The following is a 25453-nucleotide window of genomic DNA, read 5'->3' on the forward strand; positions in this document are numbered from 1 at the left end:
ATTGGGCTGACGCCGTGTTGAGCTGCCATAAGGCGGGCGAGCAGTGATCGACATCGGCTGGGAGATCTCCCAGCAGGACTTGTTCATAGGCAGCGTTCAGGGGCTCATCTTGGCCGCTTTGGCGGCGGGCTTCGTGCTCATCTACCGCTCGACTGGGGTGCTGAACTTCGCCCACGCTGAGATCGGCAGCTTCGGCGTGGCGCTGATGGCCATGCTCACGTCCCGCTACGACGTGCCCTATTGGGTGGCGTTCTTCTTGTCGATCGGAGCCGCAGCCTTTTTCGCTATGGTCACCGAGTTGGTGGTGGTGCGGCGGCTGTTCAACTCGCCGCGGCTGGTGCTGTTCATCGCCACCTTGGGGGTGGCCCAGTTGGCCATATTCGCCTCCATCGAGCTGCCCGACGTGTCTCGGCCAGGCCCGTTCCCCCTGCCTCCGAAGCTCACCGCCCCAGACTTCAGGTGGGTTATCACCGATGATCTCATGATCCGCGGGAGGGAGTTGTTGGTAGTGATTGTGGTGCCGCTGGTGATCATTGCCTTGGCCCTGTTCCTGGGTCGCACCCGCTATGGGCTGGCCATCCGGGCCTCGGCGGAGAACTCCGACACCGGACGGCTGTTCGGCATCAGCGTGCGGAGGGTGTCCACCATGGTGTGGACCATCGGCGGGGCGCTTGCTGGAGTGACCTTGATCCTGTTGGCGCCCTTCCGGTTAAACGCAGCCGACGCGGGAACCGCCAGCCTCGGCCCGGGCCTGCTCCTGCGCGTTCTGCTGGTGGCGCTGATCGCCCGAATGCGCTCACTATGGGTCACGCTTATCGCCGGCATCGGCCTGGGCATTTTCGAACGGCTGTTCCGTGGGAACGTAGATGGGGACATCCGAAATGCGGTGGACGTGATCTTCTTCATCGCTATCTTGGTGATCACGGTGCTGTTCGCCCGCCGGGGCAGCGAGGACGAGGGGGAGTGGTCGCTGTCGCCCAAGGTCAAGGCCGTCCCCGAGCGGCTCCGCAACCTGTGGTACATCCGCAACCTGACCAAGTTCGGCTTCGGGGCCTTGTTTGGCGGCCTGGTGCTGCTTGGACTGTTCCTCACCAAGAACTCCAGCCTCTACACCTGGACCCGGATCCTGGGCTTCGCGTTGATTGCTTTGTCGGTGTCGATGCTGACCGGTTGGGCCGGCCAGCTCTCTTTGGGCCAGTTCGCGTTTGCCGGCGTGGGCGGTCTCACCGTGGTGGCGCTGACCGAGAACGGCGACATCCCCATTCCGTTCGACTGGTGGGACTGGTCGTTCGACCTGCCATGGGGAGTGGCCATGGTGATCGCAGTGGCCGCGGGCATGGTCACTGCCTTCATAATCGGCGTGCCCGCGCTGCGGGTGAAGGGATTGATGCTGGCGGTGACCACGCTGGCATTCGCCATTGCCGCTATGTCGTGGATCTTCGTGCAGGACGTGTTCACCCAGGGGGCCACGAACTCGCCCAAGGTCATTCCGCCGATGTGGGGTCCGTTCGATTTCACCGCTTCCCGCAAGTCTTACTTCTTCCTAGTGTTGGTGTTGCTTGCTTTGGCGGTGTGGATGGTGGCTCACCTGCGAAAGACCGGGATCGGGCGGATGATGATCGCGGTGCGCGACAACGAGGATATGGCGGCGGCGTCCACCGTGTCGGCCAGCCGCATAAAGCTCATCTCGTTCACGCTGGCTGGGGGGCTGGCTGCGCTCGGAGGCGGTTTGATCATCACCGGCGAGCCCACCATCAATCCACAGGTGCTGTTCAACGCCAACGAGTCGATCAACGTCATCGCCATCGCCATCATCGGCGGTTTGGGGTCGATAGCCGGGCCCTTGTTGGGCGTGCTGTGGGTTAAGGGCATCCCCGCCATCTTCGGAGCCAGCGACGAGGTGCGGCTGCTCACCTCGGGTGTGGGGCTTCTGCTATTGCTGATGTACTTCCCCGGCGGGATCATGCAGCTCCTCTACAAGCTGCGCGATTTCTTGCTGGGGCTAGCCGATGAGCGAATGGCGGCCCGGGATATTTCCGTGCCGGTGCCGGCGATGGACAAGCCTGTGCCCATCACCAGCGAGCGCACGGTGATTATGGAGGAGGGGCATCCGTGGCTAGCGGTGCGAGATGTGCATGTGCATTTCGGCGGGAAGGTGGCGGTGGACGACGTTTCCATCGAGGTCTATCAGGGAGAGCTGGTGGGATTGATCGGCTCCAATGGGGCAGGCAAGTCGACCCTCATGAACGCCATCAGCGGCTTCGTACCGTTCCGAGGCGAAGTGGAAGTGCTGGGGCGAGATATCGCCCATCTGCCCTCGTATCGGCGGCACCGCGGCGGCCTGGGTCGGGGATTCCAGCACGCCAAGCTGTATCCCGACCTCACGGTGCGAGAGGCGCTGATGGTTTCGATGGAGGCCCGGGATCGCTCGCTGCTAGTTCCGTCGCTGCTGGGAGTGCCGCCGTCGCCGGGAATGGAGCGGCGCAAGCGGGCCGATGTGGACGGCCTCATGGACTTTGTGGGCCTGGGCCGCTACGCCGACCACTTCATCTCCAACCTGTCCACCGGCACCCGGCGCATCGTGGAGCTGGCCAGCCTGCTGGCGGTGGACGCCAAAGTGCTTCTGCTGGACGAGCCCACCGGCGGGGTGGCCCAGCGGGAGAGCGAGGCGTTCGGGCCGCTCATCCGGCGCATCCAGGCGGAGTTGGGGGCGGCGGTGGTGGTTATCGAGCACGACATGCCGTTGGTCATGAGCATTAGCGACCGGGTCTACTGCTTGGAGGCTGGCTCGGTGATCTCTGAGGGGTCGCCGGAGGAGGTGCGGAACGATCCTTTGGTGATTGCTTCTTATCTGGGGACTGATGTGCGGGCTATCGAGCGTTCGGGAGAGCGTTCTTCGTAGGTTTGCTTCTTACCATCCACCGGCGAGGCTGCGGGTCCTGGGTTTACCTTCCTCCGGCGTGGTGGCGGGGCCTGTCCCGGCCCAGCCCGCCGTCCTCGCAGGGCTGCGGGCGGCGGGCGCCCTGAGCCGGGCCACCCACCACCACGCCTGGGTTGGGCGCTCGCCCTGGTTTGTAGCCCCGGTCTTATTTTTGTGTGGGGGGGGGTTTTACTTTTTTCGTCTTAGGGCGGGGGTTGAGATTGCGGGGGGGATGTAGAAGGCGTCGTCGGGGTTTAGGTCGGTTCCGGGGGGGACTAGGGCGTCGATGCGGTCTAGGACCTCGTTGATGAGGCGCAGGTCGGGGTTTTCTAGGGCGGCGTCTAGTTGTTGGGGGGTGCGGGGGCCGATGATGGTGGAGGTCACCGCGGGGTGGGCCAGGGTAAAGGCGTAGGCCAGGGTGGCCATGGAGCAGCCGATTTCGGCGGCTAGGGCGTCAAGTTCCTCTACGAGGTCGAGCTTGTGGGCTACCACGGGGTTTTCTCGGTCCCAGCGTTTGGCGCTGACCAGGTTGCGGGTTGCTCTGGAGTTCTCCGGCCAGTCGGCGTCTTTGCGGTATTTGCCGGTGAGCCAGCCGCCGTTGAGCGGGCTCCACACGATCACGCCCATGTCGTAAGCCAGACAGGTGGGAAGCACCGACCGCTCGATCTCCCGAGTGAAGATGGAGTACGGGGGCTGCTCGCAGCGGACTCGCTCCAGGCTGCGGCGCTCGGCGGCCCACTGGCCCTCTACGATGAGCTCCGCTGGGAAGGTGGAGGTGCCGATCATGCGGATCTTGCCAGCTCTCACCAAGTCGGTGAGCGCGGCCAGGGTGTCGCCGAAGTCGGTGCGGGGGTCGGGGCGGTGCATCTGGTAGAGGTCGATGTAGTCGGTGTCTAGGCGGCGCAGGCTGTTTTCCACAGCCTGGGTTACCCAGCGGCGGGAGCCGCCCTGCATGTTGATGTCTTCGCCCATCGGGCCGTAGAACTTGGTGGCCAACACCACGTTGTCGCGCCGACCCTTGATGGCCCGCCCGACGATCTCCTCGGAGACACCCATGCTGTAGCGGTCGGCGGTGTCGATGAAGTTGATCCCGGCATCGAGCGCCTTGTGGGTCATGGCCGCGCACTCGGCCTCGTCGTTGTTGCCCGCGGGGCCATACATCATTGCGCCAAGGCACAGGGTGCTCACCTGGACTCCGGATCCTCCCAGGGTGCGGTATTCCATTGCTCGTCCTTTCCGTTGGTCGGTCTGGGCGGCGCTACTGGCCGGCGGCTTGGGCGATCACCGCGGCCAAAGCCTCGGGCTGGGCCAGCATGGGGGAGTGGCTGCCCTCCATCACCACGGATTTGGCGACCAGCCCCGCACATGTCTGCTGGAACTCGGCGGCCAGCGTGCGATCATCGGCGCAAACAATGTAGGTGGACTCCACATCCCGCCATGCCGCCCGGGCGAAGGGGTAAGGCGCTTGGCCCAAAGGCTGGGGGCGGAGTTGCGACTCGGCCCAAGCGATGTCCTCGGGAGAGCAGTCGTGGTAGAAGAGGTCGCCCGCAGCGCCGGGCTTCACCGAGCTGTAGCCGTCCTCGCCGTGCTCGAGGGCGGGAAAGAAGTTCTCAGCGATCACTGCTTCGGCCACGTCTGGCGGCTCCGCCTCGCCGCTCTCATCGCCGGGCAAAATGGCGGCCAGATACACCAGATGGTCGACCGTTTCCGGGTCGAGCCCGGAGATGGACAGGCCGCCGAGCGAATGGCCCACAGCCACCACCGTCCCTTGGTCGCCCAGATGCTCCCGCATCCCGTTGACGTCGGCCTGGAATGCGGCGATGTCCTCCGCTGTGGTCGGTCGGCAGAGATCGGAAGCGTGGACAGCGATGTCCATATCCTGCAAGCACCCCTGCACCCGCTCCCAACACCATGGTCCGTGAAACGCCCCGTGGGCCAAAACAACTCCTGCGGTCATGGGGCCGCACTCTAGTGGTCCGTCTGCAGATTGGTCAGGGCGTCCTGCTAGGCATCGACGCCCCTCGCGGCGTTGCGCCTCCTTGCCGTACGCTCCGGGTATGGCTGCGTCAGTGCGCCTTGCGAGGAACGCCGCTTCCGTCGCAATCCGCTCCTGCCAATTCACAGACGGACCACTAGCGGCCGCTAAGTTGCCGCCATGGTGTCGGCAGAATCGCTGGAGGAGCGGCTGGAGCGGCTCGAGTCGATTGAGGAGATCAGGGGGCTGGCCGCTCGCTACTGCCTGGCGCTGGACATGCGGGCGACAGATGCCTGGGTGGGCCTGTTTCCCGCGGATGTGCAGGTGGGACGGGGGCGCAGCGGGCGGGCGGAGCTGGCTGAGTGGTTTCGCGAGACGATGGGGGACAAGTTCACCGGCACCGCCCATGTGACCGGCAACCACATCATCGAGTTCGACGGGCCCGATCGGGCCCGCGGGGTGGTGTACTCCCGCAACGAGCATGAGACCGGCGATGAGTGGGTGATCATGACCATGATGTACTGGGATGACTACGAGCGGACGGACGGCCGCTGGTACTTCCGGCGGCGGCTGCCTCTGTACTGGTACGCCACCGACCTGAACGCACCGCCACTGGGGGACAACAAGATGCGCTGGCCCGACGAGGAGCCCTACGAGGGGGCATGGCACGAGTTCTGGCCCACCTATCGGGCGTTCTGGGAGTCTCGGCTGGACGAGCTGGCCGATGTGGCCGAGCCTGCCCCGGTCGGTGAGTTCTTGACCTGGCTGCGAGGTGGGGGCGAGGCATTGCCCAGCGTGCGAGTGCGCTGACATGCGGGCCGCCTATCACGAGTCCCAGGGGGGGCTGGATGTGCTACGGGTGGGGGAGCTGCCCGACCCTGAGCCTGGCCCTGGAGATGTGCTGATCCGGGTGAAGGCCACGTCGATGGATCGGGTAGATGTGTACTGGCGAGAGGGGTCGCACGGCATGAAGCTGCGCTGGCCCCAGCATGTGGGTGGGCGGGATATCGCCGGAGTTGTGGAGGCAGTGGGCTCCCAGGTTACGACGGTGGCAGTGGGCGACCGGGTGGTGGCATCGGGGGAGCGGACCCACGCAACGTTGGCGCTGGCGCCCGCGGAATTGACGTTCGCCCTGCCGGAAGGGATCAGCTTTGAGGCAGGGGGGGCCACTCCCACGGCAGGCCGCTCAGCCCATCAAGCCCTCATCGAGAAGGCCCAAATCCAGTCGGGCGAGTCTGTGCTGGTGATGGCTGCCGGGTCGGGGGTGGGAAGCTTCGGGATCCAGATCGCCCGGGCCATGGGCTGTCGGGTGATCGCCACCGCGGGCACTGCTGAGAAACGGGCCCAGGCGGTAGCGTTGGGCGCGGAGCCGGCCATCGACCACTACACCGACGACATCGTCGCAGCCGTTCGGGAGGCCACCGATGGGAGAGGGGTCGACGTGGTGCTAGACCATGTGGGAACCCCGGTGTTCGCAGCCGCGGTGAGATCGCTGGCCCCCGAGGGTCGATTTGTGACCTGTGGAGTCACCGCCGGGCACATGGGCGAGTTGCACTTGGGCCAGTTGTTCGTGAAGGGCATCACGCTCATGGGCGTCGGGCGCCCCGACAATCAGCGGATCGCGGCCACCATGCGGGGGATGCTGGCCATGATCGACCAGGGCCAGGTCACCCCGGTGATCGCCGCCGTGTTACCGCTTGGGGAGATAGCTGAGGCCCACCGGCTGATGGAGAGCTCCTCGTTTTTCGGCAAAATCGTGCTCACTCCGTAAGCCAAAGAAAGAGGAATATGCGCTCATTCGAGTTTCCCATCGAGGCTGGTCATATCCAGGAGTTCAAGCGGGCGGTGGGCGACCATGACGCCTCGTTTGACCCCGACGCGGTGGCCCCGCCCACTTTCATGGTGGCCGCCGACCGTTATGACCCCGACTACGACCGCCGGCTGCGATCTGACAGCCCATGGCCGCCGGTGGCGCCGGAGTCGGGTTCGGGGTTCCACGCCGGAATGGTGTTCGAGTATCACCGGCATCCGAAGGCCGGTGAGGTGCTGACCGCCACGGTGGCCGATGGGGAGGAGTGGTTCAAACAGGGCCGTCGAGGCGGCCAGTTGCGGTTCCGGGAGATTGTGACCACCTTCACCGATGCCGACGGTCAGCCGTGTGTGACCGCCCGTTGGATCAACGTGCGAGCCGCCAACGAGGTGCGGGAATGACCCCCGAGGTCGGTGCTCGTCATCGCCAGGTGGTGGCTGATGGGCTGACCCGCACCCAGCTCGTGGCCTACGCCGGGGCCTCGGGCGACTTTCACCCCTTCCACCACGATGAGACTTATGCCACCACTCACGGCTTTGACCGGATTTTCGCCCACGGCATGCTGACCATGGGCATCACCGGCCAAGCCCTGGTGACGGTGTTCGGAGACGAGGGACTGGACCGCTACGGGGCCGACTTCTTGAAACCGGTGTGGCCCGGCGACACCCTGACCACTGAGGTGACGGTGACCGCGGTCAACTCCGACGGTTCGGTAGACGTGGACATCGCCACCACCGACCAGCACGGCACCCTGGTGCTGCGAGGCAACGCGGCTGGAAGGCTCGCCGCGGGCTAAGCCAGCAATTCTCGGAGCCGCCCTACCGGGTCACCGGAGGTGACCAGGGCCTCGCCTATCAGGGCGGCGTCGTACCCGGCGTCTCGCACCGCGGCCATGGTGGTTCCTCCGGGAACGGCTATGCCAGACTCGGCCACCTTCACCACATGGTCGGGGAACAGCGGTGCCATGCGCTCAGCCCGCTGGTAGTCCATGGTGAACGCTGCGCTCTTGGGCTTCTCCCGTTGGTTGACCCCGATGACATCGGCACCGGCCTCGAGGGCGGCTTCAAGCTCGCTCTCAGACTTGACCTCGGTGAGGACATCCATTCCCAGCGATAAGGCCAGCGCGTGCAGCTCGGCCAGTTGCGCGGTGGCGAGGTCGGCAACGATCAGCAGCAGCGCATCGGCCCCCATCTGGTGGGATTCGTGTACATCGTCGACGCTGACGATGAAGTCTTTGCGGAGCACGGGCAGCGCGGACGCCTTCGACGCGGCAGCCAGATCTTCACCGCTGCCGCCGAACATTTCCTGGTTGGTGAGCACCGACAAGCAGGCCGCCCCGCCGTTGCGATAGGCCACTGCCAGTTCGGCTGGGTCGAGGGAAGCGTTCAGATCGCCGCGAGACGGAGAACGGCGCTTGATCTCGGCGATGATCGCCACCTCATCGCCAGCCAGCAGGGCTTGCTTGAATCGCCCGGCTCGGCTGGCCCGTTTATCGGGTCCCATGCGTCGGCATCATAAGGGGGTGTCCGGCTCCGGGAGAAGGCAGATAGCGCGGCCTAGGTCACCGCGGGCATGACTTCGGCGGCAAACAGTTCGAGAGTCTCCGGGGCGGCGAAGTCGCTGAACTGAAGGACGAACTGCTCGGCACCCATCTCCCGGTCGGCCTGAAGGCCCTCGGCCACCTCGTCGGGAGTTCCAGCCACGAGGGCCCAGTCACCGAACCGGCGCTGGGCGGTGGCCACCACCTCGTCCCGGGCCGCTGACGACCGGGCCAATCCGATGGCTCGCTGGACCGATAAACGGGCGTTGCCGGACAGCGGAAGCAGCTCCTCCAATTCGGCCATGCCGTAGACCGGGCAGTTCCACCAGTCGGCGAAGTCCCGCACCAGCGGCATGGTGAGTTTGCGGCCGGCACCTCCGATCACGATCGGGATATGGCCGTTCACCGGAGTGGGCTGCTGCTGGGCGTTCTCCATCTGAAAGAACCGGCCCTGGTGGTTCACCGGCTCGCCGGTGAGCAGCGCTTGCACCGCCTCCAGAGTCTCCCGCAGGCGGGCAGCCCGCACCGCCGGAGGCTCGTCGCCGAGGCCGAACCGCTCCATCTCATCGGGCACCGAGCCCCAGCCGATGCCCAAGTCGAAACGGCCGCCACTGAAGTGATCCAGGCTCACGATCATCTTGGCCAGCAGCGCCGGATGGCGGAACTGCCCGCATAGCACCATGTGCCCGATCCGCACCCGCTCCGTCCACGCCGCCACCGCGGCGGCGGTCACAAAGGCGTCGTACATGGGCGAGGCGGGCAACAAAGGCGGGTTCAGGTGGTCCATTAGGTCGATCTTGTGAAACCCGCATGCCTCAGCCGCCCTCACCCGCTCTTCGATAGTGGCCATGTCCATCCGCATCTGAGGGAGGAACAGGCTGAACTGCGGAGGGTCGGCGAGAGTGCTCATATCAGTTTCCCTTTCCCAAACCGCGACGCTCCATGTCGTCGGTATCCACCTTCCAGTTCCGCATGAGCTCTTCTTCCAGGGCCTTGGCCTCGGCGAAGCTCATGCCGTCGGCGGCGTCGTAGATTCGCATGGTGGCCGATGTGGCCGGGGTGGAAGCGGCGACGATCTGACCAGCCAGCGCTCGGGCTTGACTCAACAGCTCGTCGTGAGGCACCACATGGTTGACCAGGCCGATGCGCAGGGCCTCTTCGGCTTCTACGAAGCGGGCGGTGGCGGTCATCTCTTTGGCCATGCGCTTGCCCACCGCCCGGGGGAGTAGGGCAGTCATGCCCCAAGCTGGGATAACACCGATTTTGGCGTGGGTGTCGGCAAAACGCGCCCGCTCGGACGCCACGATGAAGTCGCAGCTCAATGCGATCTCCAAGCCTCCTGTAACGCAGGTCCCATTCACTGCACAGATCAATGGCTTGGACGTATCCCGGCACGCCCGGGCGGGATCCTTGGCCTGCCGCTTGTCGTCGCCCGGTTCCGGCGGCCCGTCGGCGGCCACTTCCCGCAGGTCGACGCCGCCGGTGAACACCGGGTCGGCCCCGGTCAAGATGATGGCGTCCACCTCTTGGTTGGCATCGCAGGCCCTCAGCGCGGTGTGGATGTCGTTGCGCATCTGCCTAGACATGGCGTTGCGGGCCTCGGGCCGGTTCAGGGTGATGGTGGCGATGCGTTCGTTGACCTCAACCAGCAGGCGCTGGTCTTGGGGGGTGACGGGTCTGTCGGTGCGGTCGGCCATTTTCGACTGTCAGTCGCCGCAATCAATCACATCGACGGCTCGTTGGCGCAGCCAGTGGTCGGCCAGCACCAACAGCACCTGGGCTTCCACCATGGGCACCGCCCGAGGAAGCACGCAGGGATCATGACGGCCGCGGGCGGCCAGGGTGACGGGATTGTTATCGCGGTCGACGGTGTCTTGGGGCGATGCGATGGTGGCGGTGGGCTTGAACCCCACCCGGATCACGATGTCCTCGCCGTTGCTGATGCCGCCTTGCACTCCACCGGAGCGATTGGAAGTTGTTCGGGGCCGTCCGTCGGTACCGGGAGCGAACGGGTCGTTGTGCTCCCGACCGGTCATGGTCACCCCCGCGAAACCCGAACCGATCTCGAAACCCTTGGCCGCGGGCAACGACAAGGCGGCTTTGGCCAAATCGGCCTCCAGCTTGTCGAACACCGGCTCGCCCAGGCCGGGGGGCACCCTTCGGGCCACGCATTCGACTGTCCCGCCCAGCGAGTTGCCGTCGCGGCGGGCCGCTTCGATGGCCTCGGTCATCGCCTCTGCGTGTTCGGGCGACGGGCATCGGGTGGCGTCGGCCTCCACGTCGGCCAAGGTGACCGCGGCGAGATCGACATCGGCACGGATGGCGCCCACCTGGCGTACCCAGGCCAGCACCTCGATGTTGGCCGCGGTCCGCAAGAGCTGGCGGGCGATGGCCCCGGCGGCTACCCGGCCGATGGTCTCCCGGGCGCTGGCCCGTCCCCCTCCTTGCCAGTTGCGGATGCCGTACTTGGCCTCGGTGGTGTAGTCGGCGTGGGAGGGGCGGTAGACGTCTTTGAAGTCCTCATAGGCGCTGGGTCGGGCATCGGTGTTGCCCACCAGCATGGCAATGGGCGATCCCAGCGTGTGGCCTTCGAACACCCCCGAGAGGATGGCCACCCGGTCGGCCTCGTCCCTCAGGGTGGTGAGCCGGCTCTGACCGGGTCGCCGACGGTCCAAATCGTGCTGGATCATCTCCTCAGTCAGCGGAAGCCGGGGCGGGCATCCGTCCACCACGGCGCCGATGCCGCCGCCATGGGATTCCCCAAACGTCGTAACCCGGAACAACCGCCCCGTCGAACTGCTCATTGCGGCACGATGGCAGGCAGGTCGATCGACGCAATCGGAGCCTCATCGGCGTCGGGATCGCTCACCAAGATCACCTCAGGAGAATCACCGCTCTCCGCAGCAGCTTCCGCAATCAACAGGCTCAGCTCTTCGAGTGTGTCAGCTCCCGCGTAGTAGGAAAAGTCGCACATTTTGCCTTCCGCACACCACGCGGGACCCCTGTCTGGGTTCTCGTAGACCTTTATCCTGGACACATTCGCCTTTCCGCCTTCGCTCAGATTCTATGTCAGCATTGGATGATGGACTTGGGTATTGCGGGGAAGGTGGCGCTGGTTACCGGGAGCTACCGGGGGACGGGAAGCGGGATTGCTCGGGTGCTCGCCGCTGAGGGGGCGGAAGTGGTGGTCCACGGGTTTGAGGAAGGGCAGGCCGACTGGCTGGCTGACGAGTTGGGACCGTCGGCTCGGGCGGTGTGGGGGGACATCTGCACCGACGATGGGGCTGAGGCGGTTGCTGAGCAGAGTGGCCCGGTGGGCATCCTGGTCAACAACTACGGAGTGGCGGTGGGCGGCACCTGGGGTGACGACGACGCCGAAGTGTGGTTCGACGCCTACAACCGCAATGTGCTCAGCGCGGTGCGGATGACCCGACTCATGGTTCCGGCAATGCGGGACCAAGGCTGGGGTCGGGTCGTGTTGGTGTCCACCGTGGGGGCGACTCGGCCCGGCGACCGCATCCCGGGCTACTACGCGGCGAAGGGCGCTCTGCCAGCCATGACGGTGAGCTTGGCTCGAGAGCTGGCCAGCACCGGGATAACAGTGAATTGCGTGAGTCCGGGGGCCATCGCCACCCCCGAATTGGTTGAGATGTGGACCCGCCAGGCTGAACAGGACGGCCGCTCAACCAACTGGGCCGACATCGAGCGCCATGTGACCACGGAGATCATGCCCACCCTGACCGGGCGCATCGCCACCGTGTCTGATGTGGGGGAGTTGGTGGCGTTTGTGTGCAGTGACCGAGCCCGCCAAATCCATGGTGCCCACCTTCGGATTGACGGGGGCGCGGCCGACGTCGTGACGTGAAGCAGCGCCCACGGCATCGGCATAACTAGGCTGCCCGGCGATGCCGACCTTGTATGACGTGGTCCGGGAATTCAGCCACATCTGGCCCGACAAGCTGGCCGTGCTCACCGAGCAGGACGGCCACCGCACATTCGGAGAGCTGGCCGCTCACGGAGGAGCTCTGGCCCATCAGTACCAAACTCGCTTTGGTTTGGGCCTAGGAGATCGGGCCTGTATCTGGATGCAGAACCGGCCCGAATACATCGAGTGCCAGCTGGGAATGCAGGCCATCGGTTTGGCCGGAGTGCCCATCAACCCGGAGTGGACCGACCCCGAGCTGGAGTTCGTGCTCAACCACTCCCGATGCCGCGTGGTGTTCGCGGAGGCCGAGCGGGCCGAGCGGGCGGTGGCCTTGACCGCGGGTATGGACGCAGTGGAGGCCGTAGTGAGCGTGGACGAGCCGGTGGACGGTGCCCTGCTGCTGGCTGACCTGATCGGTGAGGCGCCGGAGGGCGCGGGTCTGGACCTGCCCCCAGTGGACGGGTTCGTAGAGGGCAACGTGCTCTACACCTCGGGTACCACTACCGGGCGGCCCAAGGCGGTGCCCATGAGCCCCGAGCTGTTCGCCGGCGGAGCGGTGCCTTACGAGGAGATGTTCGGCCTGAGCCACACCGACCGCTCGCTGGTGGTGACCCCGCTGTTCCACGGCAACGCCATGGGCGGGGCCATGTCGGCGCTTAGCCGGGGGGCCAGCGTGGTCATGCAGCGCAAGTTCTCCGCGTCGCGCTTTTGGGGCCTGGTCGACCTCTACCGCCCCACTTACTTCCTCACCCTGGTGCCCATCATCAACATCTTGATGGCCCAACCACCCGGTCCCCATGAGAAGTCGCACTCGCTGCGGGTAATGATCCCGCTGGGCTGCGCGCCGATCATCGAACAGATCGAGGAGCGCTACGGCGTGCCGTGCATGGACTGGTACGGCATGACCGAAGCCGGGTCGGGCACCTATACCCGCTTGGACGAGCCCCGACGACCAGGCTCGGTGGGCAAGCCGTTCGAGGGGTCGGTGCTGAGGATCTTTTTGCCCGATGGCTCTGAGGCCCCGACGGGTGAGACGGGGGAGATCTGCTTCCTGCGATCCACCATCGGCTTCAAGGGCTACATCGAAGACCCCGAAGCCACCAAGGCGGCCACCTCGGGTGACTGGTTCCGCACTGGCGACCTGGGATATGTGGACGACAACGGCTACCTCTACTTCGTGGACCGCCAAAAGGACATCGTCCGCCGAGGGGGAGAGAACCTGTCCACCATCGAGGTGGAGACCGCGCTCCGCACCCACCCCGCAGTGGGCGATGTCGCCGTGGTGGCCCGCCCCGACCCGGTTCTGGGAGAGACAGTGGCCGCCTTCATCGTGGTGGCCGAAGGATTTGAGCTTCCCACCGAGGAAGACCTGAGAACCCACACCGACGGCACCCTTGCCCCCTACAAAGTCCCCACCACCATTCAACCCATCGACGAGCTCCCAAGAACCGGCAACGGCAAAGTAGAAAAATTCCGCCTCCGCCAGCGGTTCGATTGAGCCGCCCGTCGATCTCGCCCACGCTGGCTGCCCCGAACTCGTTGCCCTTTGTGCCGGGCTATCGGCTTCAATCACCCGCGGAGGCCATACTCAGCGGCAATAGGATGAAGAAATGGCGACCGCTCTAGGAGCCGCTGGCGACGCTTCCGGCGATGGATCCCCCTCACTCGTGGAGACTGGTTCCCAAGATATCGGTGCAGGACCGGGCCCTCGGGTTCCGGTGACAATCGCCGTCAAAGGCGATCCCACCGCGGATTGGACGGAGGCGCAACGTGCCGTGACCGGCGTGCTGCGAAACCGGCCCCGGGGAACGACCACCCCACAGATCGCTGCTGTAGCGGGCCTGTCCGAACGCCATGTGCAGCGAACTCTGAGGGACTTGGCCGGTCATGGGTTCGCCCGCTTCAGCGAGGAGAAGGTCCCGTGGGGGAACAACCTGCTGGAAGTTCAGCTATGGCGCCTCGACCTCACCGAGCAGTGCGTGCGGGCGCTGGCATTCCTCCCCCGGCTCCCCGGCCCGTCAGACAGCACCTGTCCACAGCGGATCCCACCGGAGTTTTGGCCGATGTTCTGGTCCGGCACCCGGGGAAGCGACATCGAGCTGCCAAGAGACTCCCTCCAAGTTGCCTGTTCCTTACTAGATTGTCCCGACCGGGCAGCCCAAGTGTGGGCACTGCAACACCTGCCCATCGAAACACTCAAGCTATGCCGCACCATGCGCGGCTATGACCAAGGAGAAATCGCTACAGCCCTTGACGCCGCAATCTCCGAAAGACGACAGGCCCGCAGTGGGTGAAATCGACGACTGGGCAGATTGCCTTCCTGCTGGTCTGAGGAGGGTGTGGCCCATACTTGCCAGCGTTGTCAGCGATATCGATGGCTCATTGTTTGGGGGCACCGCAATCGCGATTCACCTCCGGCACCGCCAATCGTTCGACCTCGACTACATGACCTCCGACCCATTCGATGTCGTTGAAGCGGCCAATGCGCTCACTGAAGCATTCGATGGCGATATCCGAGTGCTCCGACAGGACCGGGAGGGCCTACATGCCATGGTTGGCGGGGTGACGGTGGAGATTTTCCGGACACCGGAGCGGGGCTACAACCCGGGTCGTGTAACGATGCTGGAGGCCCCCACCATCATCGATGATTTGAAGGTTGCATCGCTAGCCGACCTTCTCGCATCGAAGCTGGACGTTCTCCTCTACCGTCAGAAGTTGCGCGACTACATCGACTTGGCAGCTATAGACGGCCAGAGCCCGTACAGCCTTGAAGATGGGCTGCTGTTCCACATGACCCGCTACGGACCGGTTCCTGAAGGTCACGAATTGTCCCAGATCATCACCTTGCTAGAAGATCCCGGCCAACTCGACGCCGACCCGGTGTTCGCCCGCGAGAGCGACAGGGTACTGACCCACCTCAGATCAAGGGCCCCAGCACTCCGCCGCTTCCTGCACCACCGGATACTCAGTGACGCGGATACAGCTGGCGAGAAGCCGGTCGACCGCCCCGATGCCGCCGGCTTGACCGCCAAAGGTCAGGAGATTCTCCGGTCGCTACCCCCGATTGAGAACATCTCCGATCCGTAGAACGAGACTCCCGGCCTTTTGGCCTCTGCCCAGACGGGCATCTGCTCACCCATGCCCTCACAGAATCTCACATCGGCAGGCGCACAACCTCCGCGTTGCCGACATGGGCGTATCGGCCCGGTGTACAGGTGAGCACGATGACTTGGCAGTCCCTACCAGCGGCGGCAATGGCCGCACCCATGGACTGAAGGCGAGTTGGATCGCTCCATCCCAACGCATCGTCGATCACAACTGGAGCACCCCCGCCATCAGGACTGACGATGGCGGCACAGGCCAGACGGCAAATCACCGCGAGTTGTTCGCGGGCTCCCACGCTGAGCTGCTCAATGTCGAGGGTCATTCCGAGTTGCCAGTCGGCCGTGTGCAGGAATTTCACCATGAGCGCACCTTACAGAGGGAGTGTGACAGTTTCTATCTGTTACATGGCTGAGCATGACTCTTCCGGGGTTGGAGCAAGTAGCGCGTAGTGAGTCTGCAAGGCGTCAGGGCTCGATGCGGGTGATGGTGGGTACTCGGTCGATGGCGCGGTCGAAAGAGGCGATCTCGGTGATGCCGGCCTTTTCAGCGGAAGCCACCAGGTAGGCCTCGGTGAAGTCGATCTTATGGTCGACGTAGACCTCTAGTGACCGGATAAGCAGCGCCCGGTCTTGGACTTGGAACCGGGCAGAGGAGACCACCGCAGCTACCAGACCTACCACCTGCACGCGGGTCTGCTGATAGAACGATTCCAAGACGTACACGATTTCGGCAACTACCAGATCCGTCAGAACAAGGTCGCGACCGCTCAGCAGGTAGGCAGAAGCCTTTGCCGCCATATCGGGCGGGTCGCCGGTCAGGTGGCGAATAAGGACGTTGGTGTCGAGGAGTGCGGTCACCGAGTCACGTTCTGGGCCCGGGTCTCGCGGATCTGCCGTCTGATCTCTTCCCAAGGCACGCCGCGTTTTTCGGGAGGAACCTCGACTACCCCGGCAAGTTCGGCCATGTCCGGCACCCTGATGATGGCGGCCCCGTAGTCGGTGGTGCGAAACACAAGTTGGTCTCCCTCAGAGAAGCCGCATAGATCGCGGATTGCCTTGGGAATGGTGACTTGACCCTTGCTAGTAATTGTGGCGGTCGCTTCCATTGCATTTCCTTACTTGATAATGAAAGTAAGGATAACAGCCGACATCGTGAACCTGGCTCAGAAAACGTGAAGCCAGGCAAGTCGCTAAACGGCGAACTCGGCTCGGATTTGGGGGCCGTGCTGGTTGAGGGTGGGGAGGGAGGGGGTGGGTTCGGTGGTGGCCTCGTCCCAGTCGGCGGTGGTGGCGGGGGCGGGGAGTTCGACGGTGCCGTCGGCGTGGGTGACGGTGATGCGGTTGAGCTGGGGGTGGGCTGAGAGGCCGGCCACTTCGTTGACGGTGCCGAAGGCCATTCGGCTGTCGGTGAGCTTGCGGTGGAGCTCTTCGGTGCTCAGGCGGGCAAAAACTTCGGTGACGGCATCGTCGGTTGCAGCCCGGTTGGCGACTCGGGCCTTGTTGGTGGCGAAGCGGGGCTCGTGGGCTAGCTCAGGTTTGTCCAGCACTGTCTCGCACAGCGTGACCCACTCCCGGTCGGACTGCACGGCAATCAGCAGGGTGGTGCCGTCGGCGGTGGTGAACCCCCCGTAGGGGGCGATGGACGGGTGGGCTAAGCCCACCCGCTCAGGCCCCTTGCCGAGGTAGTCGTGGTGCAGCAGGGGGACGGTCATCCACTCGGCCATAGTGGAGAACAGCGAGACTTCGATGGCGGCGCCCTCGCCGGTGCGGGCCTGGCGAACCAGGGCTTGGCTGATGGCTCGGGCAGCGGCCTCTCCGGTGGAGATGTCAGCCACCGATACCCCGATTCGGCCGAGCGGGCCGGGCGCACCTGAGACCGACACCAGACCGCTCTCGGCTTGCACCAGCAGGTCGTAGGCCTTCATCTGGGCATAGGGTCCGGTCGGGCCATAGCCCGAGATGTCGCAGGTCACCAGCCGGGGATGCTGCTGGCGCAGTGACTTTGAACCGAACCCCAGCCGTTCGACTGCACCCACGGCCAAGTTCTGGATGAACACGTCGGCCTGAGCGACCAGACGGCCCAGCAGCGCTCGGTCTTCATCGGCTTTGAGGTCGAGGACAATCGACTCCTTGCCCCGGTTCAGCCAGGCGAAATAGCTGGACAACCCGTCGGCAGCGGCATCGTATCCCCGGGAGAAGTCGCCTTCGGCCCGTTCTATTTTGATGACCCTGGCCCCCGCGTCGGCCAGCCGGCACGATGCCAGCGGCGCGGCCACTGCCTGTTCGACAGAGACCACGAGCACGCCATCGAGTGGCTTGGCCGAACTCACGCCAGCAACGTACCCGGCTGCTGGCCTGAGCGGCACACCACTAGTCTGCCGCTATGACCCCACAGGAAATCTTGGATCTGGCCCGCGAGCATGCGGCCGCGGAAGCAGAGAACGACGCCGAGCGGACACTGGCCACGCTGGTGGACGAGCCCACCTATGAGTTCTGGCCCATGGGCAAGGGGTTCACCGGCGGCGACCTGGCCCGCATGTTCTATCTGGAGCAGTATCCGCAGTTTGCCCAGCGGGTGACCGGGTACGGCGTGTTGGGGGAGTGGACCAACGACCAGTGCGCCATCCAGGAGTACTGGATCGAGTTGGACGGAAAGACCCGCCACATGGTCATGTCCATGATGCCCGCATCGGGCGACCTGCTGGACGGGGAGAAACTGTACTGCGACGACGCCTTCGTGGAGGCCCTACTCGGACCGCTGTGTGAGCATCTGAAGCCGCTCTAGGTCAACAGGTGCTTTTGCACTTTGCCCAAGGCGTTGCGGGGGAGGTCGTCTACGAGGTGAAGGAGGCGGGGGTGCTTGAAGGGGGCGCACACTCCTTCCAAGTGGGCGCGCAGATCTTCTAGGTCGGGGGTTTTGCCGGTGGCAGGTACTACCCAGGCGGTGACCAGCTCGCCCCATTCCTCGTTGGGAGTGCCGGTGACGGCTACTTCCTCGATGTCGGGGTGGGTGCGGAGGGCGTCTTCTACCTCACGGGGGTAGACATTCAAGCCGCCGGAGATGACAAGCTCCTTGGCCCGGCCCCGGAGTTGCAAGTAGCCGTGTTCATCGAACTCACCAAGGTCGCCGGTGCGGAACCAGCCGTCTTCGTCGAACGCCTCCTCGGTGGCCTTGGGCTGGCGCCAATAGCCGGCAAACACGTTCGGTCCCTTCACGAGCACCTCGCCGGTGTCGGGGGCAAGCCGTAATTCCACACCAGGCAGGGGGAACCCCACCATACCGGCTCGTCGCTCTTCATCATGGGGGTTGGACACCAACATGATGGTCTCGGTCATGCCGTAGCGCTCGAGCACCCGTATGCCGGCTGCTTCCCCGAGTCGGCGATGCAGGTCGGCGGGCAGGGGAGCGGAGCCGGCCACACACAGCCGCAGCCGGGAGAGCTCGCTGACCCTGTGGGATTGGGCCAGCCGGGTGTACATGGTGGGCACACCAAAAAAGAGGGTGGCGTCGTGGACTTGGGCGGCGTCCAGGACCGCGTCGGGCGAGAACCCTTCGAGCAGTATCGCGGAGGCGCCGGTCAACAGCGTGCCGTGCAGCCCCACGCCCAGCCCGTGCATGTGAAACAAGGGCAGCGCCAGCACCAGCCGATCATCTGGCGTCCACCGCCAGGCAATGCGGACCGACTCGGCACCCGCCAACAGGTTTCCGTGGGTCAACACCGCACCTTTGGGCACACCGGTCGTGCCCGAGGTGTAACCCAGCAGCGCGGGGTCGCGGCTGTCCATCTGGTCCAGGCTGGGGGCTGTGGCGTCGTCAAGCGCGAGCCTGGGGGAGACCACTGTCATCTCAGGGGCAAGCTCAGCCAGCCATCGCACCCATTCAGGCTTATCCACCACCGCGGCCCGGGGTTCGGCGTCGCCGACGATGTGGGCCAGTTCGGCCTTCTGGTAAGCCCCGTTGACCGGTACCACGATTAGCCCCAACCGCAGAGAAGCCACGTGGGCCACCACCAAGTCCACCGAGGCCGCGGCAGAGAGGATGATCCGATCGCCCTTGCGCAGGCCCGCACCAAAGAGCCGTCCAGCCGCCGCCTCGGTACGCCGGGCCAACTCGCGCCTCGAAACCCACCCAGTCTCTGCATCCCACAGTGTGGGCTTGGTGGTCTCAATAGCCCATCGGTTGCTCCACGCCGCCGGCAGGCTCGCCTCAGCGGTGAGATCTACCGATTCAGGATCTACCCCCGCAGGAAAGTGGACGGCGTCGGATCTCACCCATCGATCATGGCATGAGAAGAGTTAGCCAAGTCGGGTTGGCTGGCATGGCCGCGATATCGTCACTCCTCGTGCCCTTGAACCTGGCCACCGCGTGGGAAGCGGCTGCGGAGACGGTGCCTGACGCCGATGCCGTGGTGTGTCACCCGGCCAGCCGGACGTGGCGGGAATTTGAAGATCGGGCGGCTCGGCTGGCGGCTGCACTGGGGGAGTTTGGCATTGGCGCGGGCGACAACGTGGGGCTCTACCTGTACAACGGCAATCCCTATAGCGAAGTCACATTCGGGGCGTTCAAATCCCGGGCGGCCCCTTGCAACGTGAACTACCGGTACTTGGCCGGCGAGCTTCGCCATCTGCTGGACGACGCCGATGCCAAGGCGGTGTTCTTCTCTGGAGACCTGGCCGACCGGGTGGATGAGGCGCGCGTGAACCTGCCTGAGCTGCGGGCAGCCGTCTGCGTGGCCGGACCAGGCGACGAAGTGCCCGACTGGGCGCTGGATTACGAGGCGCTCATCACCGAGCACGATCCGGCCCCACCCATCGAACGCAGTCCTGACGACCTGTGGATCCTCTACACCGGCGGCACCACCGGCAAGCCCAAGGGGGTCATGTGGCCCCACGACTCGCTGCTCGGCACCATGGTCGGGCCGCTTCGAGCCCTTGGGCTGCCGGTTCCCGAGACTGTTGACCTGGTGAAATCCAATATCACGGCCATCTATGACAGCAATCGAGTGTCCCGCCAGCTCGCGGCCTCGCCGCTCATGCACGGCACAGCCAGCATTGTGGCGCTGTCTACCTTCACCCAGGGCGGGGCGGTTATCACCATGCCGGAGCGCAGCTTTGACGCCGACGCGCTGTGGCGCTGCGTGGAGCGGGATCGGGCCACCGTGCTCACCATCGTGGGCGACGCCTTCGGCCAGCCGATGGCCGACGCCCTGGATGCGGCCGCCGCCCGAGGTGAGCCCTATGACCTGTCGTCGGTGTTCATGGTGATGTCGTCGGGCGTGATTTGGAGCCAGCCGGCGAAAGAGGCCCTGCTGGTGCACAAGAACATGAAGCTGGTCGACTCGCTCGGCTCCAGCGAGGGGACCGGCACCGGTATGAGGATCAGCGACCGCAAGGGCGGCTCGGCCACCGCCCGGTTCACGCTGGGTGAGAACGCCGCGGTGTTCGACGAACGCGGCAACCCGGTGGAGCCCGGTTCGGGTGAACAGGGCATGGTGGCGGTAGGCGGCCCCATTCCCATTGGCTACTACAAGGATCCAGAGAAGACGGCGGCCACGTTCCGCACCATCGGTGGTCGGCGCTGGTCGGTGCCGGGCGATTGGGCCATCGTTGAGGCCGACGGCACCATCACGCTGTTGGGTCGGGGATCAGCCTGCATCAACAGTGCGGGGGAGAAGATCTATCCCGAAGAGGTAGAGGAGGCGGTCAAAGTCCACCCCGCAGTGGCCGACTGCCTGGTGGTGGGGGTGCCCGACCCCAAGTGGGGCGAGGCGGTGACCGCGGTGGCCCAGGTGGACGGCGATGCCACCGACGACGAGATCATCGCCGATTCCCGCACCCGGCTGGCGGCCTACAAGCTCCCCAAGGCGATTGTTCGCACCGATGCCGTGCAGAGGGGCGCCAATGGCAAGCCTGACTACCAGTGGGCCAAACAGACCGCTCTCGACTCTCTGTCCCGTTAGGCGCCGATCTGAAAGCATGGTGCCATGAGCATCAAAGTGACTGCGTTGCCGGCGGCTTTGGGGGCCACTGTGGAGGGGCTGGATGCCGATCATCTTGACGATGGTGTCGCGGCAGATCTGCGGGAGGCGTTCTGGGCCCACAAGGTGCTGTTCTTTCCCCGGATTCATCTGACCGACGAGCAACACGTGGCACTGGGCTCGCTGTTCGGCGATCTGGAAGCAGTGAGCAACGACGAAACCGACCACCGCGACCACCACACGGTGGACGACGAGGGCAAGATCCTGGTGCTGGACAGCTCCAATGCCTATTCCCGGGCCAACTTCTGGCACACCGACGTGACCTTCGCCCGCCAGCCACCGCTGGGCTCGCTGCTGTCGATGAAGGAATCCCCGCCCTCCGGCGGTGACACTATGTGGGTCAACACCCAGGCTGCCTACGAGGGGCTGTCCGATCCCATCAAGGCGGCCATCGAGGGGATCACCGCCCGCCACGGCCGAGCCGGGCTGACAGAGTTCACCGACCACCCGGCGGTGACCGTCCACCCCGAGACCGGCAGTCGCCTCCTGTTCGTGAACCGGGGATGGACTTCGTCGCTCAATGGGATGAGCCACTTGGAGAGCAGCCGTCTGCTCGTGCTGCTGTGCGACCACATGGAACGGCCCGAGTACACCGTTAGGTGGCGGTGGAGCGACGGCGACGCCGCCTTGTGGGACAACCGCTGCACCATGCACTACGCCATCGACGACTACGGCGCCGACCACCGGCGCATCCACCGGGTCACCATCTACGACCCGTCTGGTGCCGGGCCGGTTGCGGCCACACCACTAGAGCTCTAACAGCGCCTGTTCCACCACCTCGGTGAGCGCGGGGTGGATGAAGAGCTGGCCGCGGGCCATTTCATCGACGGTGAGGCCGAATTGCATTCCCTGGATGAGCTGCTGGATGAGGGTGGGGGCTTGGGGGCCGATGATGTGGACGCCCAGCAGTAGCCGCGTCTCGGGATCGGCCAGCACCTTGGCGAAGCTAGTGGTGTCCTCCATAGCCCAGCCGTAGGCGGTGTCGCTATAGGGGCGCACTGCCCTCAGATAGGGCCGACCCTCAGCCCGAAGGGCCTGCTCGGTGGCCCCGACCGCGGCCACCTGGGGATAGGCGAACACTGCATGGGGGATGCCGGAGTGGTCGGGCACCCGCAAGTCGTCGGGGTGGGCGATGTTGTGGGCCACCGCCCGGGTGTCCTCGTTGGCGGTGTGCTTGAGCTGGGCGGCGTGACAGATATCCCCCAGCGCCCACACTCCATCGACACCGGTACGGAGGTACTCGTCGGTTACCACGTAGCCGCGGTCGTCTAGTTCGATTCCTGAGCGGGTGACGCCGAGTTGCCCGCCGTTGGGCACCCGGCCGGTGGCCATCAGCAGCACATCTCCGGTTATGTCACGGGCTTCGGTGTGGACTGCGACCTGCGATCCGACCTGGGACACGCCGGTAATCGGAGAGCCCAAAGCGCAGTCCATGCGCCGGCGCACGATCTCGGTAAACGCAGCCGAAACGTCCTCGTCTTCGGCCCGCAGCAGCCGCTCCGAGCGGTTCACGATCGACACCGACACCCCCATGGCATCGAACACATGACCTAGTTCGGCGGCGATGTAGCCCCCGCCCAGGATCACCATCTGCTCGGGCAGGGCTTCCAGGCGCATCACGGTGTCGGAGGTGTGGTAAGACACCTGGTCGAGACCGGGAATCGGGGGGATGAACGGCCGGGCCCCGGCGGCCAGCACGATGTGGTCGCCGGTGATCTGCTGCCCGTTCACCTCCAGCAACTTGTGGCCGACAAAGCGGGCATCGCCGTTGAACACCGTCACGTTGTCGAGGCTTTGGCGGTACTCCTCTCCGCCTTGGGCGATGGGATCTATGCGACCGAACACCCGTTCCATAATCTCGGGCCAGCGCACGCCGTCCAGCGTGCTGTCCACGCCCAGATGTCCGGTGTGCCCTGCTTGGAGGGCCATGTCGGCTGCGTACACGAACATTTTCGAGGGGATGCAGCCCCGGTTGAGGCAGGTGCCGCCGAACACGTCCCGTTCGATCAGCGCCACCCGCCAATCGTCGAAATCGGGGGTCAAGACGCTGTTGCCCGACCCGGTGCCCACCACCACCAGGTCGAAGTGCTCGGGTGACTCAGTCATCAGCCGGCTTGGGGTGGCCCCTTGGCGGTTTGATCCTCGTCAATGAGCTGGCCCCGGAAGCTGGGGTTGCGGCCCAGCTGGATGTCCTCGTGGCGCTGCATGATGGCCGGGGCGTACACGTAGTCGGTCCAGATGTAGAACTGGTTGTCGAGCACGGCGTTGAACACCAGCTCGGCCACTTCGGGCGGTTTCACCGCGTCCTCGTAGATGGCCATCATCATCTGCATCCGCTCCTCGTCTTCGGCAGTGGGGTCGGGCGGGATGATGGGCGAGCGCAAAATCTCGGGGCGGTTGCGCTCGGAGTTGATGATGTTGGTGGTCACCAGCCCTGGGCACAGCACCGATACGCCTACCGTTGAGCCGCTCTCCTGAAGCTCGTGATAGAGCGTCTCGGAGATGGTCACCACCGCGTGCTTGGTGGCGCTGTAGGGGCCGATGTTGGGATACGAGGTGTGCCCGGCGACCGAGCCGGTGTTCACGATGTGGCCGTCGCCGTGCTCCATGAGGTGGGGCAGGAACACTCGGAGACCGTGAATCACGCCCCACAGGTTCACCCCTAGCACCCACTGCCAATCGGCGGTGGTCAGGGTGTGCATCAAGCCGCCTGCGCCCACCCCGGCGTTGTTGCATACCACGTTGACCTGTCCGAACCGGGAGAAGGCGGCCTCGGCCAGCTCGTCCATGTCTTGTTCGGAGCTCACGTCGGTGAGCACGCCCACCGCGTCCACCCCGGCGTCGTTCATCTCGGCCACCGCGGCGTCCATGGCCGGGCCCTCCACATCGGCGATCATGATACGGGCACCGGCTGCGCCGAACCGGTCGGCCATGGCCCGGCCCATGCCGCTGGCCCCGCCGGTGATGACTGCTGCTTTACCCTCAAACGTGTCCATGAGCCGACGCTATCGCCTGCCTGCTGGCCGAGCCGATGTCGACGGCGATGAAACCATGACCACTAGGGTTCCCGCTGTGAGCAAGGTACAAGCGGTTGTGATGTATCCACCGGCTATGGAGGAATCGGATCTCTACGAGCTGCACCGCCGGTTCCCTGGGGTGCAGTTCCACAACATCGGCTACTTCGAACCCCATGGACTGCGGGACGCCAAGGCCAAGGGCCGGGTCACCGAGGAGGTGCTGGCCACCGCCCCGCCGCTGACAGAGCAAGAGCGGGAGACCATCGCCGACGCCGAGTTACTGATGGCCCTCGATCTGCCGCATGGGATCAGGGAGTGGGCGCCGCGGCTGCGATGGGTGCAGGCCATCGGGGCAGGCATCGGGCAACTCGAGCCCGCCAAGCTCAAGGCCGAGGGCATCGCGTTGACCAACGCCGCCGGAGTGGCTTCCACCCCCATTGCCGAGTTCGTGATCGGACGATTGCTGGAAGTATGGAAGGACATCCGGGTGCTGGAGCGCCAGCAGCGCAGCCACATCTGGGAGATGCACCAGGGGCTGTTGGTGAAGGGGAAGACCATGGGCATCGTCGGCCTGGGCGCCATCGGCCGGGATGTGGCCCGCCGGGCCAGGGCATTTGAAATGACCATTTTGGCCAACCGCCGCTCGGCCCAGCCCGGCGACACCGATCCCGATGCCGACGAGTTGTTCGGCCCCGAGGGGTTGGACGAAATGCTGTCCCGCAGCGACGCGGTGGTGCTGTGCGCCCCCCACACCCCTGAGACCATTGATCTATTCGACGCCCAGCGGCTGAGGCGGCTCAAGCCCGGTGCGGTGCTGGTGAATGTGGGCCGGGGGTCGATGATCGACGAGGCCGCGCTGGTGTCGTCGCTTGAATCGGGGCACTTGGGGGCCGCAGTGCTGGATGTGACCCGCGAGGAGCCTCTGCCGGCCGACAGCCCGTTGTGGGATGCGCCCAACATGTATCTGTCGCCCCACTGCTCCACAGCCAGCGAGGGCTATAACGAGGCCCTGATGGAGCTGTTCTGCGACAACTTGGAGCGCTTTCTGGCCGAAGAACCCCTACGCAACGTGGTAGACCCCGACCGGGGCTACTAGGAATAGGTCTAGGACCAGGAACAGATCC

General features: G+C 65.1%; 27 protein-coding genes. 13 read left to right on the forward strand and 14 right to left on the reverse strand.

The window, feature by feature from the left end; all coding sequences use genetic code 11:
- Positions 1 to 43 precede the first annotated feature (43 nt).
- Positions 44 to 2902, forward strand: a complete 2859-nt coding sequence (locus ACOOGG_RS04560) for an ABC transporter permease subunit (RefSeq protein ID WP_420432734.1) — start codon at positions 44 to 46, stop codon at positions 2900 to 2902.
- Between the two features lie 207 nt (positions 2903 to 3109).
- Here ACOOGG_RS04560 and ACOOGG_RS04565 read toward each other — a convergent pair whose 3' ends face one another.
- Together ACOOGG_RS04565 and ACOOGG_RS04570 are read right to left on the reverse strand one after the other, a co-directional pair.
- Complete coding sequence (locus tag ACOOGG_RS04565; protein WP_420432736.1) at positions 3110 to 4144, reverse strand: aldo/keto reductase; 1035 nt, start codon at positions 4142 to 4144, stop codon at positions 3110 to 3112.
- A 34-nt stretch (positions 4145 to 4178) separates the two neighbouring features.
- Complete coding sequence (locus ACOOGG_RS04570) at positions 4179 to 4877, reverse strand: alpha/beta hydrolase (RefSeq protein ID WP_420432738.1); 699 nt, start codon at positions 4875 to 4877, stop codon at positions 4179 to 4181.
- A gap of 198 nt (positions 4878 to 5075) precedes the next feature.
- Here ACOOGG_RS04570 and ACOOGG_RS04575 point away from each other — a divergent pair, with 198 nt between their 5' ends.
- From ACOOGG_RS04575 to ACOOGG_RS04590, 4 genes are read left to right on the forward strand one after another with little or no spacing between them, the layout of a single operon-like run.
- Positions 5076 to 5705, forward strand: a complete 630-nt coding sequence (locus ACOOGG_RS04575; RefSeq protein ID WP_420432740.1) for a nuclear transport factor 2 family protein — start codon at positions 5076 to 5078, stop codon at positions 5703 to 5705.
- 1 nt (position 5706) lies between these two features.
- Positions 5707 to 6666 (forward strand): quinone oxidoreductase family protein, encoded by a 960-nt coding sequence (locus ACOOGG_RS04580; RefSeq protein ID WP_420432742.1) that lies wholly within the window; start codon positions 5707 to 5709, stop codon positions 6664 to 6666.
- A gap of 17 nt (positions 6667 to 6683) precedes the next feature.
- The gene (locus tag ACOOGG_RS04585; RefSeq protein WP_420432744.1) at positions 6684 to 7106 is read left to right on the forward strand and encodes an FAS1-like dehydratase domain-containing protein; all 423 of its coding nucleotides are present in this window, start codon (positions 6684 to 6686) and stop codon (positions 7104 to 7106) included.
- Positions 7103 to 7501: a MaoC family dehydratase gene (locus tag ACOOGG_RS04590; protein ID WP_420432746.1), complete on the forward strand. Its 399-nt coding sequence runs from the start codon at positions 7103 to 7105 to the stop codon at positions 7499 to 7501. The genes ACOOGG_RS04585 and ACOOGG_RS04590 overlap by 4 nt, the downstream gene beginning before the upstream one ends.
- On the opposite strand, the gene ACOOGG_RS04595 is transcribed toward ACOOGG_RS04590, so the two are convergent.
- The 5 genes from ACOOGG_RS04595 to ACOOGG_RS04615 are packed head-to-tail and all read right to left on the reverse strand — an operon-like array spanning position 7498 to position 11219.
- A complete protein-coding gene (locus ACOOGG_RS04595; RefSeq protein WP_420432748.1) occupies positions 7498 to 8208 on the reverse strand; it encodes an indole-3-glycerol phosphate synthase TrpC in 711 nt (236 codons plus the stop codon). The genes ACOOGG_RS04590 and ACOOGG_RS04595 overlap by 4 nt on opposite strands.
- Before the next feature lie 53 nt (positions 8209 to 8261).
- Complete coding sequence (locus ACOOGG_RS04600) at positions 8262 to 9155, reverse strand: LLM class flavin-dependent oxidoreductase (protein ID WP_420432750.1); 894 nt, start codon at positions 9153 to 9155, stop codon at positions 8262 to 8264.
- 1 nt (position 9156) lies between these two features.
- Entirely contained in the window at positions 9157 to 9942 is a 786-nt protein-coding gene (locus ACOOGG_RS04605) for an enoyl-CoA hydratase (RefSeq protein WP_420432752.1), read from the reverse strand.
- A 9-nt stretch (positions 9943 to 9951) separates the two neighbouring features.
- The gene (gene aroC / locus ACOOGG_RS04610; RefSeq protein ID WP_420432754.1) at positions 9952 to 11049 is read right to left on the reverse strand and encodes a chorismate synthase; all 1098 of its coding nucleotides are present in this window, start codon (positions 11047 to 11049) and stop codon (positions 9952 to 9954) included.
- The gene (locus ACOOGG_RS04615) at positions 11046 to 11219 is read right to left on the reverse strand and encodes a hypothetical protein (RefSeq protein WP_420432756.1); all 174 of its coding nucleotides are present in this window, start codon (positions 11217 to 11219) and stop codon (positions 11046 to 11048) included. The genes aroC and ACOOGG_RS04615 overlap by 4 nt, the downstream gene beginning before the upstream one ends.
- A 108-nt stretch (positions 11220 to 11327) precedes the next feature.
- Between ACOOGG_RS04615 and ACOOGG_RS04620 the strand changes: the two genes are divergently transcribed.
- The 4 genes from ACOOGG_RS04620 (at position 11328) to ACOOGG_RS04635 (ending at position 15257) form a co-directional block, all read left to right on the forward strand.
- Entirely contained in the window at positions 11328 to 12110 is a 783-nt protein-coding gene (locus ACOOGG_RS04620; RefSeq protein ID WP_420432758.1) for an SDR family NAD(P)-dependent oxidoreductase, read from the forward strand.
- Between the two features lie 40 nt (positions 12111 to 12150).
- Positions 12151 to 13668 carry a class I adenylate-forming enzyme family protein gene (locus ACOOGG_RS04625; protein WP_420432760.1) on the forward strand — a complete coding sequence of 506 codons (1518 nt, stop codon included), beginning with the start codon at positions 12151 to 12153 and terminating at the stop codon, positions 13666 to 13668.
- A 112-nt stretch (positions 13669 to 13780) separates the two neighbouring features.
- On the forward strand, positions 13781 to 14464 hold the full coding sequence (locus ACOOGG_RS04630; protein WP_420432762.1) for a hypothetical protein: 684 nt from the start codon (positions 13781 to 13783) through the stop codon (positions 14462 to 14464).
- Positions 14465 to 14507: 43 nt separating this feature from the next.
- The gene (locus ACOOGG_RS04635; RefSeq protein ID WP_420432764.1) at positions 14508 to 15257 is read left to right on the forward strand and encodes a nucleotidyl transferase AbiEii/AbiGii toxin family protein; all 750 of its coding nucleotides are present in this window, start codon (positions 14508 to 14510) and stop codon (positions 15255 to 15257) included.
- Between the two features lie 67 nt (positions 15258 to 15324).
- Here the strand turns inward: ACOOGG_RS04635 and ACOOGG_RS04640 are convergent, their stop codons facing one another.
- The 4 genes from ACOOGG_RS04640 to ACOOGG_RS04655 form a co-directional block, all read right to left on the reverse strand.
- Complete coding sequence (locus tag ACOOGG_RS04640; RefSeq protein ID WP_420432766.1) at positions 15325 to 15636, reverse strand: ATP-binding protein; 312 nt, start codon at positions 15634 to 15636, stop codon at positions 15325 to 15327.
- Positions 15637 to 15739: 103 nt separating this feature from the next.
- Positions 15740 to 16132, reverse strand: a complete 393-nt coding sequence (locus ACOOGG_RS04645; RefSeq protein ID WP_420432768.1) for a PIN domain-containing protein — start codon at positions 16130 to 16132, stop codon at positions 15740 to 15742.
- Positions 16129 to 16380: an AbrB/MazE/SpoVT family DNA-binding domain-containing protein gene (locus ACOOGG_RS04650; protein WP_420432770.1), complete on the reverse strand. Its 252-nt coding sequence runs from the start codon at positions 16378 to 16380 to the stop codon at positions 16129 to 16131. The genes ACOOGG_RS04645 and ACOOGG_RS04650 overlap by 4 nt, the downstream gene beginning before the upstream one ends.
- 84 nt (positions 16381 to 16464) lie before the next feature.
- Entirely contained in the window at positions 16465 to 17604 is a 1140-nt protein-coding gene (locus tag ACOOGG_RS04655) for a CaiB/BaiF CoA transferase family protein (RefSeq protein WP_420432772.1), read from the reverse strand.
- Between the two features lie 53 nt (positions 17605 to 17657).
- Between ACOOGG_RS04655 and ACOOGG_RS04660 the strand changes: the two genes are divergently transcribed.
- A complete protein-coding gene (locus ACOOGG_RS04660; protein ID WP_420432774.1) occupies positions 17658 to 18059 on the forward strand; it encodes a hypothetical protein in 402 nt (133 codons plus the stop codon).
- On the opposite strand, the gene ACOOGG_RS04665 is transcribed toward ACOOGG_RS04660, so the two are convergent.
- Complete coding sequence (locus ACOOGG_RS04665; protein ID WP_420432776.1) at positions 18056 to 19546, reverse strand: AMP-binding protein; 1491 nt, start codon at positions 19544 to 19546, stop codon at positions 18056 to 18058. The two genes, ACOOGG_RS04660 and ACOOGG_RS04665, sit on opposite strands and share 4 nt — an antisense overlap.
- 71 nt (positions 19547 to 19617) lie before the next feature.
- Here ACOOGG_RS04665 and ACOOGG_RS04670 point away from each other — a divergent pair, with 71 nt between their 5' ends.
- Together ACOOGG_RS04670 and ACOOGG_RS04675 are read left to right on the forward strand one after the other, a co-directional pair.
- Positions 19618 to 21234, forward strand: coding sequence for an AMP-binding protein (locus ACOOGG_RS04670; RefSeq protein ID WP_420432778.1), 1617 nt, complete (start codon positions 19618 to 19620; stop codon positions 21232 to 21234).
- A gap of 24 nt (positions 21235 to 21258) precedes the next feature.
- Positions 21259 to 22071, forward strand: coding sequence for a TauD/TfdA dioxygenase family protein (locus ACOOGG_RS04675; RefSeq protein ID WP_420432780.1), 813 nt, complete (start codon positions 21259 to 21261; stop codon positions 22069 to 22071).
- Here the strand turns inward: ACOOGG_RS04675 and ACOOGG_RS04680 are convergent.
- On the reverse strand, positions 22060 to 23418 hold the full coding sequence (locus ACOOGG_RS04680) for a mycothione reductase (protein ID WP_420432782.1): 1359 nt from the start codon (positions 23416 to 23418) through the stop codon (positions 22060 to 22062). The two genes, ACOOGG_RS04675 and ACOOGG_RS04680, sit on opposite strands and share 12 nt — an antisense overlap.
- Positions 23418 to 24308 (reverse strand): SDR family NAD(P)-dependent oxidoreductase, encoded by an 891-nt coding sequence (locus ACOOGG_RS04685; protein ID WP_420432784.1) that lies wholly within the window; start codon positions 24306 to 24308, stop codon positions 23418 to 23420. The genes ACOOGG_RS04680 and ACOOGG_RS04685 overlap by 1 nt, the downstream gene beginning before the upstream one ends.
- Between ACOOGG_RS04685 and ACOOGG_RS04690 the strand changes: the two genes are divergently transcribed.
- Positions 24307 to 25425: a D-2-hydroxyacid dehydrogenase gene (locus tag ACOOGG_RS04690; protein ID WP_420432786.1), complete on the forward strand. Its 1119-nt coding sequence runs from the start codon at positions 24307 to 24309 to the stop codon at positions 25423 to 25425. The genes ACOOGG_RS04685 and ACOOGG_RS04690 overlap by 2 nt on opposite strands.
- The last annotated feature ends 28 nt before the right edge of the window (positions 25426 to 25453 follow it).

This window comes from Candidatus Poriferisocius sp., from assembly GCF_965214065.1.
Taxonomy (GTDB): domain Bacteria; phylum Actinomycetota; class Acidimicrobiia; order Acidimicrobiales; family Bin134; genus Poriferisocius.

What these genes read in the sequence shown, in the direction of transcription:
- ACOOGG_RS04590 (WP_420432746.1), top strand. Translation starts at nt 7,103, where the DNA reads ATGACCCCCGAGGTCGGTGCTCGTCATCGCCAGGTGGTGGCTGATGGG.
- ACOOGG_RS04685 (WP_420432784.1), bottom strand. Translation starts at nt 24,308, where the DNA reads ATGGACACGTTTGAGGGTAAAGCAGCAGTCATCACCGGCGGGGCCAGC.
- ACOOGG_RS04690 (WP_420432786.1), top strand. Translation starts at nt 24,307, where the DNA reads ATGAGCCGACGCTATCGCCTGCCTGCTGGCCGAGCCGATGTCGACGGC.
- ACOOGG_RS04680 (WP_420432782.1), bottom strand. Translation starts at nt 23,418, where the DNA reads ATGACTGAGTCACCCGAGCACTTCGACCTGGTGGTGGTGGGCACCGGG.
- ACOOGG_RS04630 (WP_420432762.1), top strand. Translation starts at nt 13,781, where the DNA reads ATGGCGACCGCTCTAGGAGCCGCTGGCGACGCTTCCGGCGATGGATCC.
- ACOOGG_RS04565 (WP_420432736.1), bottom strand. Translation starts at nt 4,144, where the DNA reads ATGGAATACCGCACCCTGGGAGGATCCGGAGTCCAGGTGAGCACCCTG.
- ACOOGG_RS04600 (WP_420432750.1), bottom strand. Translation starts at nt 9,155, where the DNA reads ATGAGCACTCTCGCCGACCCTCCGCAGTTCAGCCTGTTCCTCCCTCAG.
- ACOOGG_RS04570 (WP_420432738.1), bottom strand. Translation starts at nt 4,877, where the DNA reads ATGACCGCAGGAGTTGTTTTGGCCCACGGGGCGTTTCACGGACCATGG.
- ACOOGG_RS04595 (WP_420432748.1), bottom strand. Translation starts at nt 8,208, where the DNA reads ATGGGACCCGATAAACGGGCCAGCCGAGCCGGGCGATTCAAGCAAGCC.
- ACOOGG_RS04585 (WP_420432744.1), top strand. Translation starts at nt 6,684, where the DNA reads ATGCGCTCATTCGAGTTTCCCATCGAGGCTGGTCATATCCAGGAGTTC.
- ACOOGG_RS04580 (WP_420432742.1), top strand. Translation starts at nt 5,707, where the DNA reads ATGCGGGCCGCCTATCACGAGTCCCAGGGGGGGCTGGATGTGCTACGG.
- ACOOGG_RS04675 (WP_420432780.1), top strand. Translation starts at nt 21,259, where the DNA reads ATGAGCATCAAAGTGACTGCGTTGCCGGCGGCTTTGGGGGCCACTGTG.
- ACOOGG_RS04575 (WP_420432740.1), top strand. Translation starts at nt 5,076, where the DNA reads ATGGTGTCGGCAGAATCGCTGGAGGAGCGGCTGGAGCGGCTCGAGTCG.
- ACOOGG_RS04660 (WP_420432774.1), top strand. Translation starts at nt 17,658, where the DNA reads ATGACCCCACAGGAAATCTTGGATCTGGCCCGCGAGCATGCGGCCGCG.
- ACOOGG_RS04650 (WP_420432770.1), bottom strand. Translation starts at nt 16,380, where the DNA reads ATGGAAGCGACCGCCACAATTACTAGCAAGGGTCAAGTCACCATTCCC.
- ACOOGG_RS04615 (WP_420432756.1), bottom strand. Translation starts at nt 11,219, where the DNA reads ATGTGCGACTTTTCCTACTACGCGGGAGCTGACACACTCGAAGAGCTG.
- aroC (WP_420432754.1), bottom strand. Translation starts at nt 11,049, where the DNA reads ATGAGCAGTTCGACGGGGCGGTTGTTCCGGGTTACGACGTTTGGGGAA.
- ACOOGG_RS04605 (WP_420432752.1), bottom strand. Translation starts at nt 9,942, where the DNA reads ATGGCCGACCGCACCGACAGACCCGTCACCCCCCAAGACCAGCGCCTG.
- ACOOGG_RS04640 (WP_420432766.1), bottom strand. Translation starts at nt 15,636, where the DNA reads ATGGTGAAATTCCTGCACACGGCCGACTGGCAACTCGGAATGACCCTC.
- ACOOGG_RS04625 (WP_420432760.1), top strand. Translation starts at nt 12,151, where the DNA reads ATGCCGACCTTGTATGACGTGGTCCGGGAATTCAGCCACATCTGGCCC.
- ACOOGG_RS04620 (WP_420432758.1), top strand. Translation starts at nt 11,328, where the DNA reads ATGGACTTGGGTATTGCGGGGAAGGTGGCGCTGGTTACCGGGAGCTAC.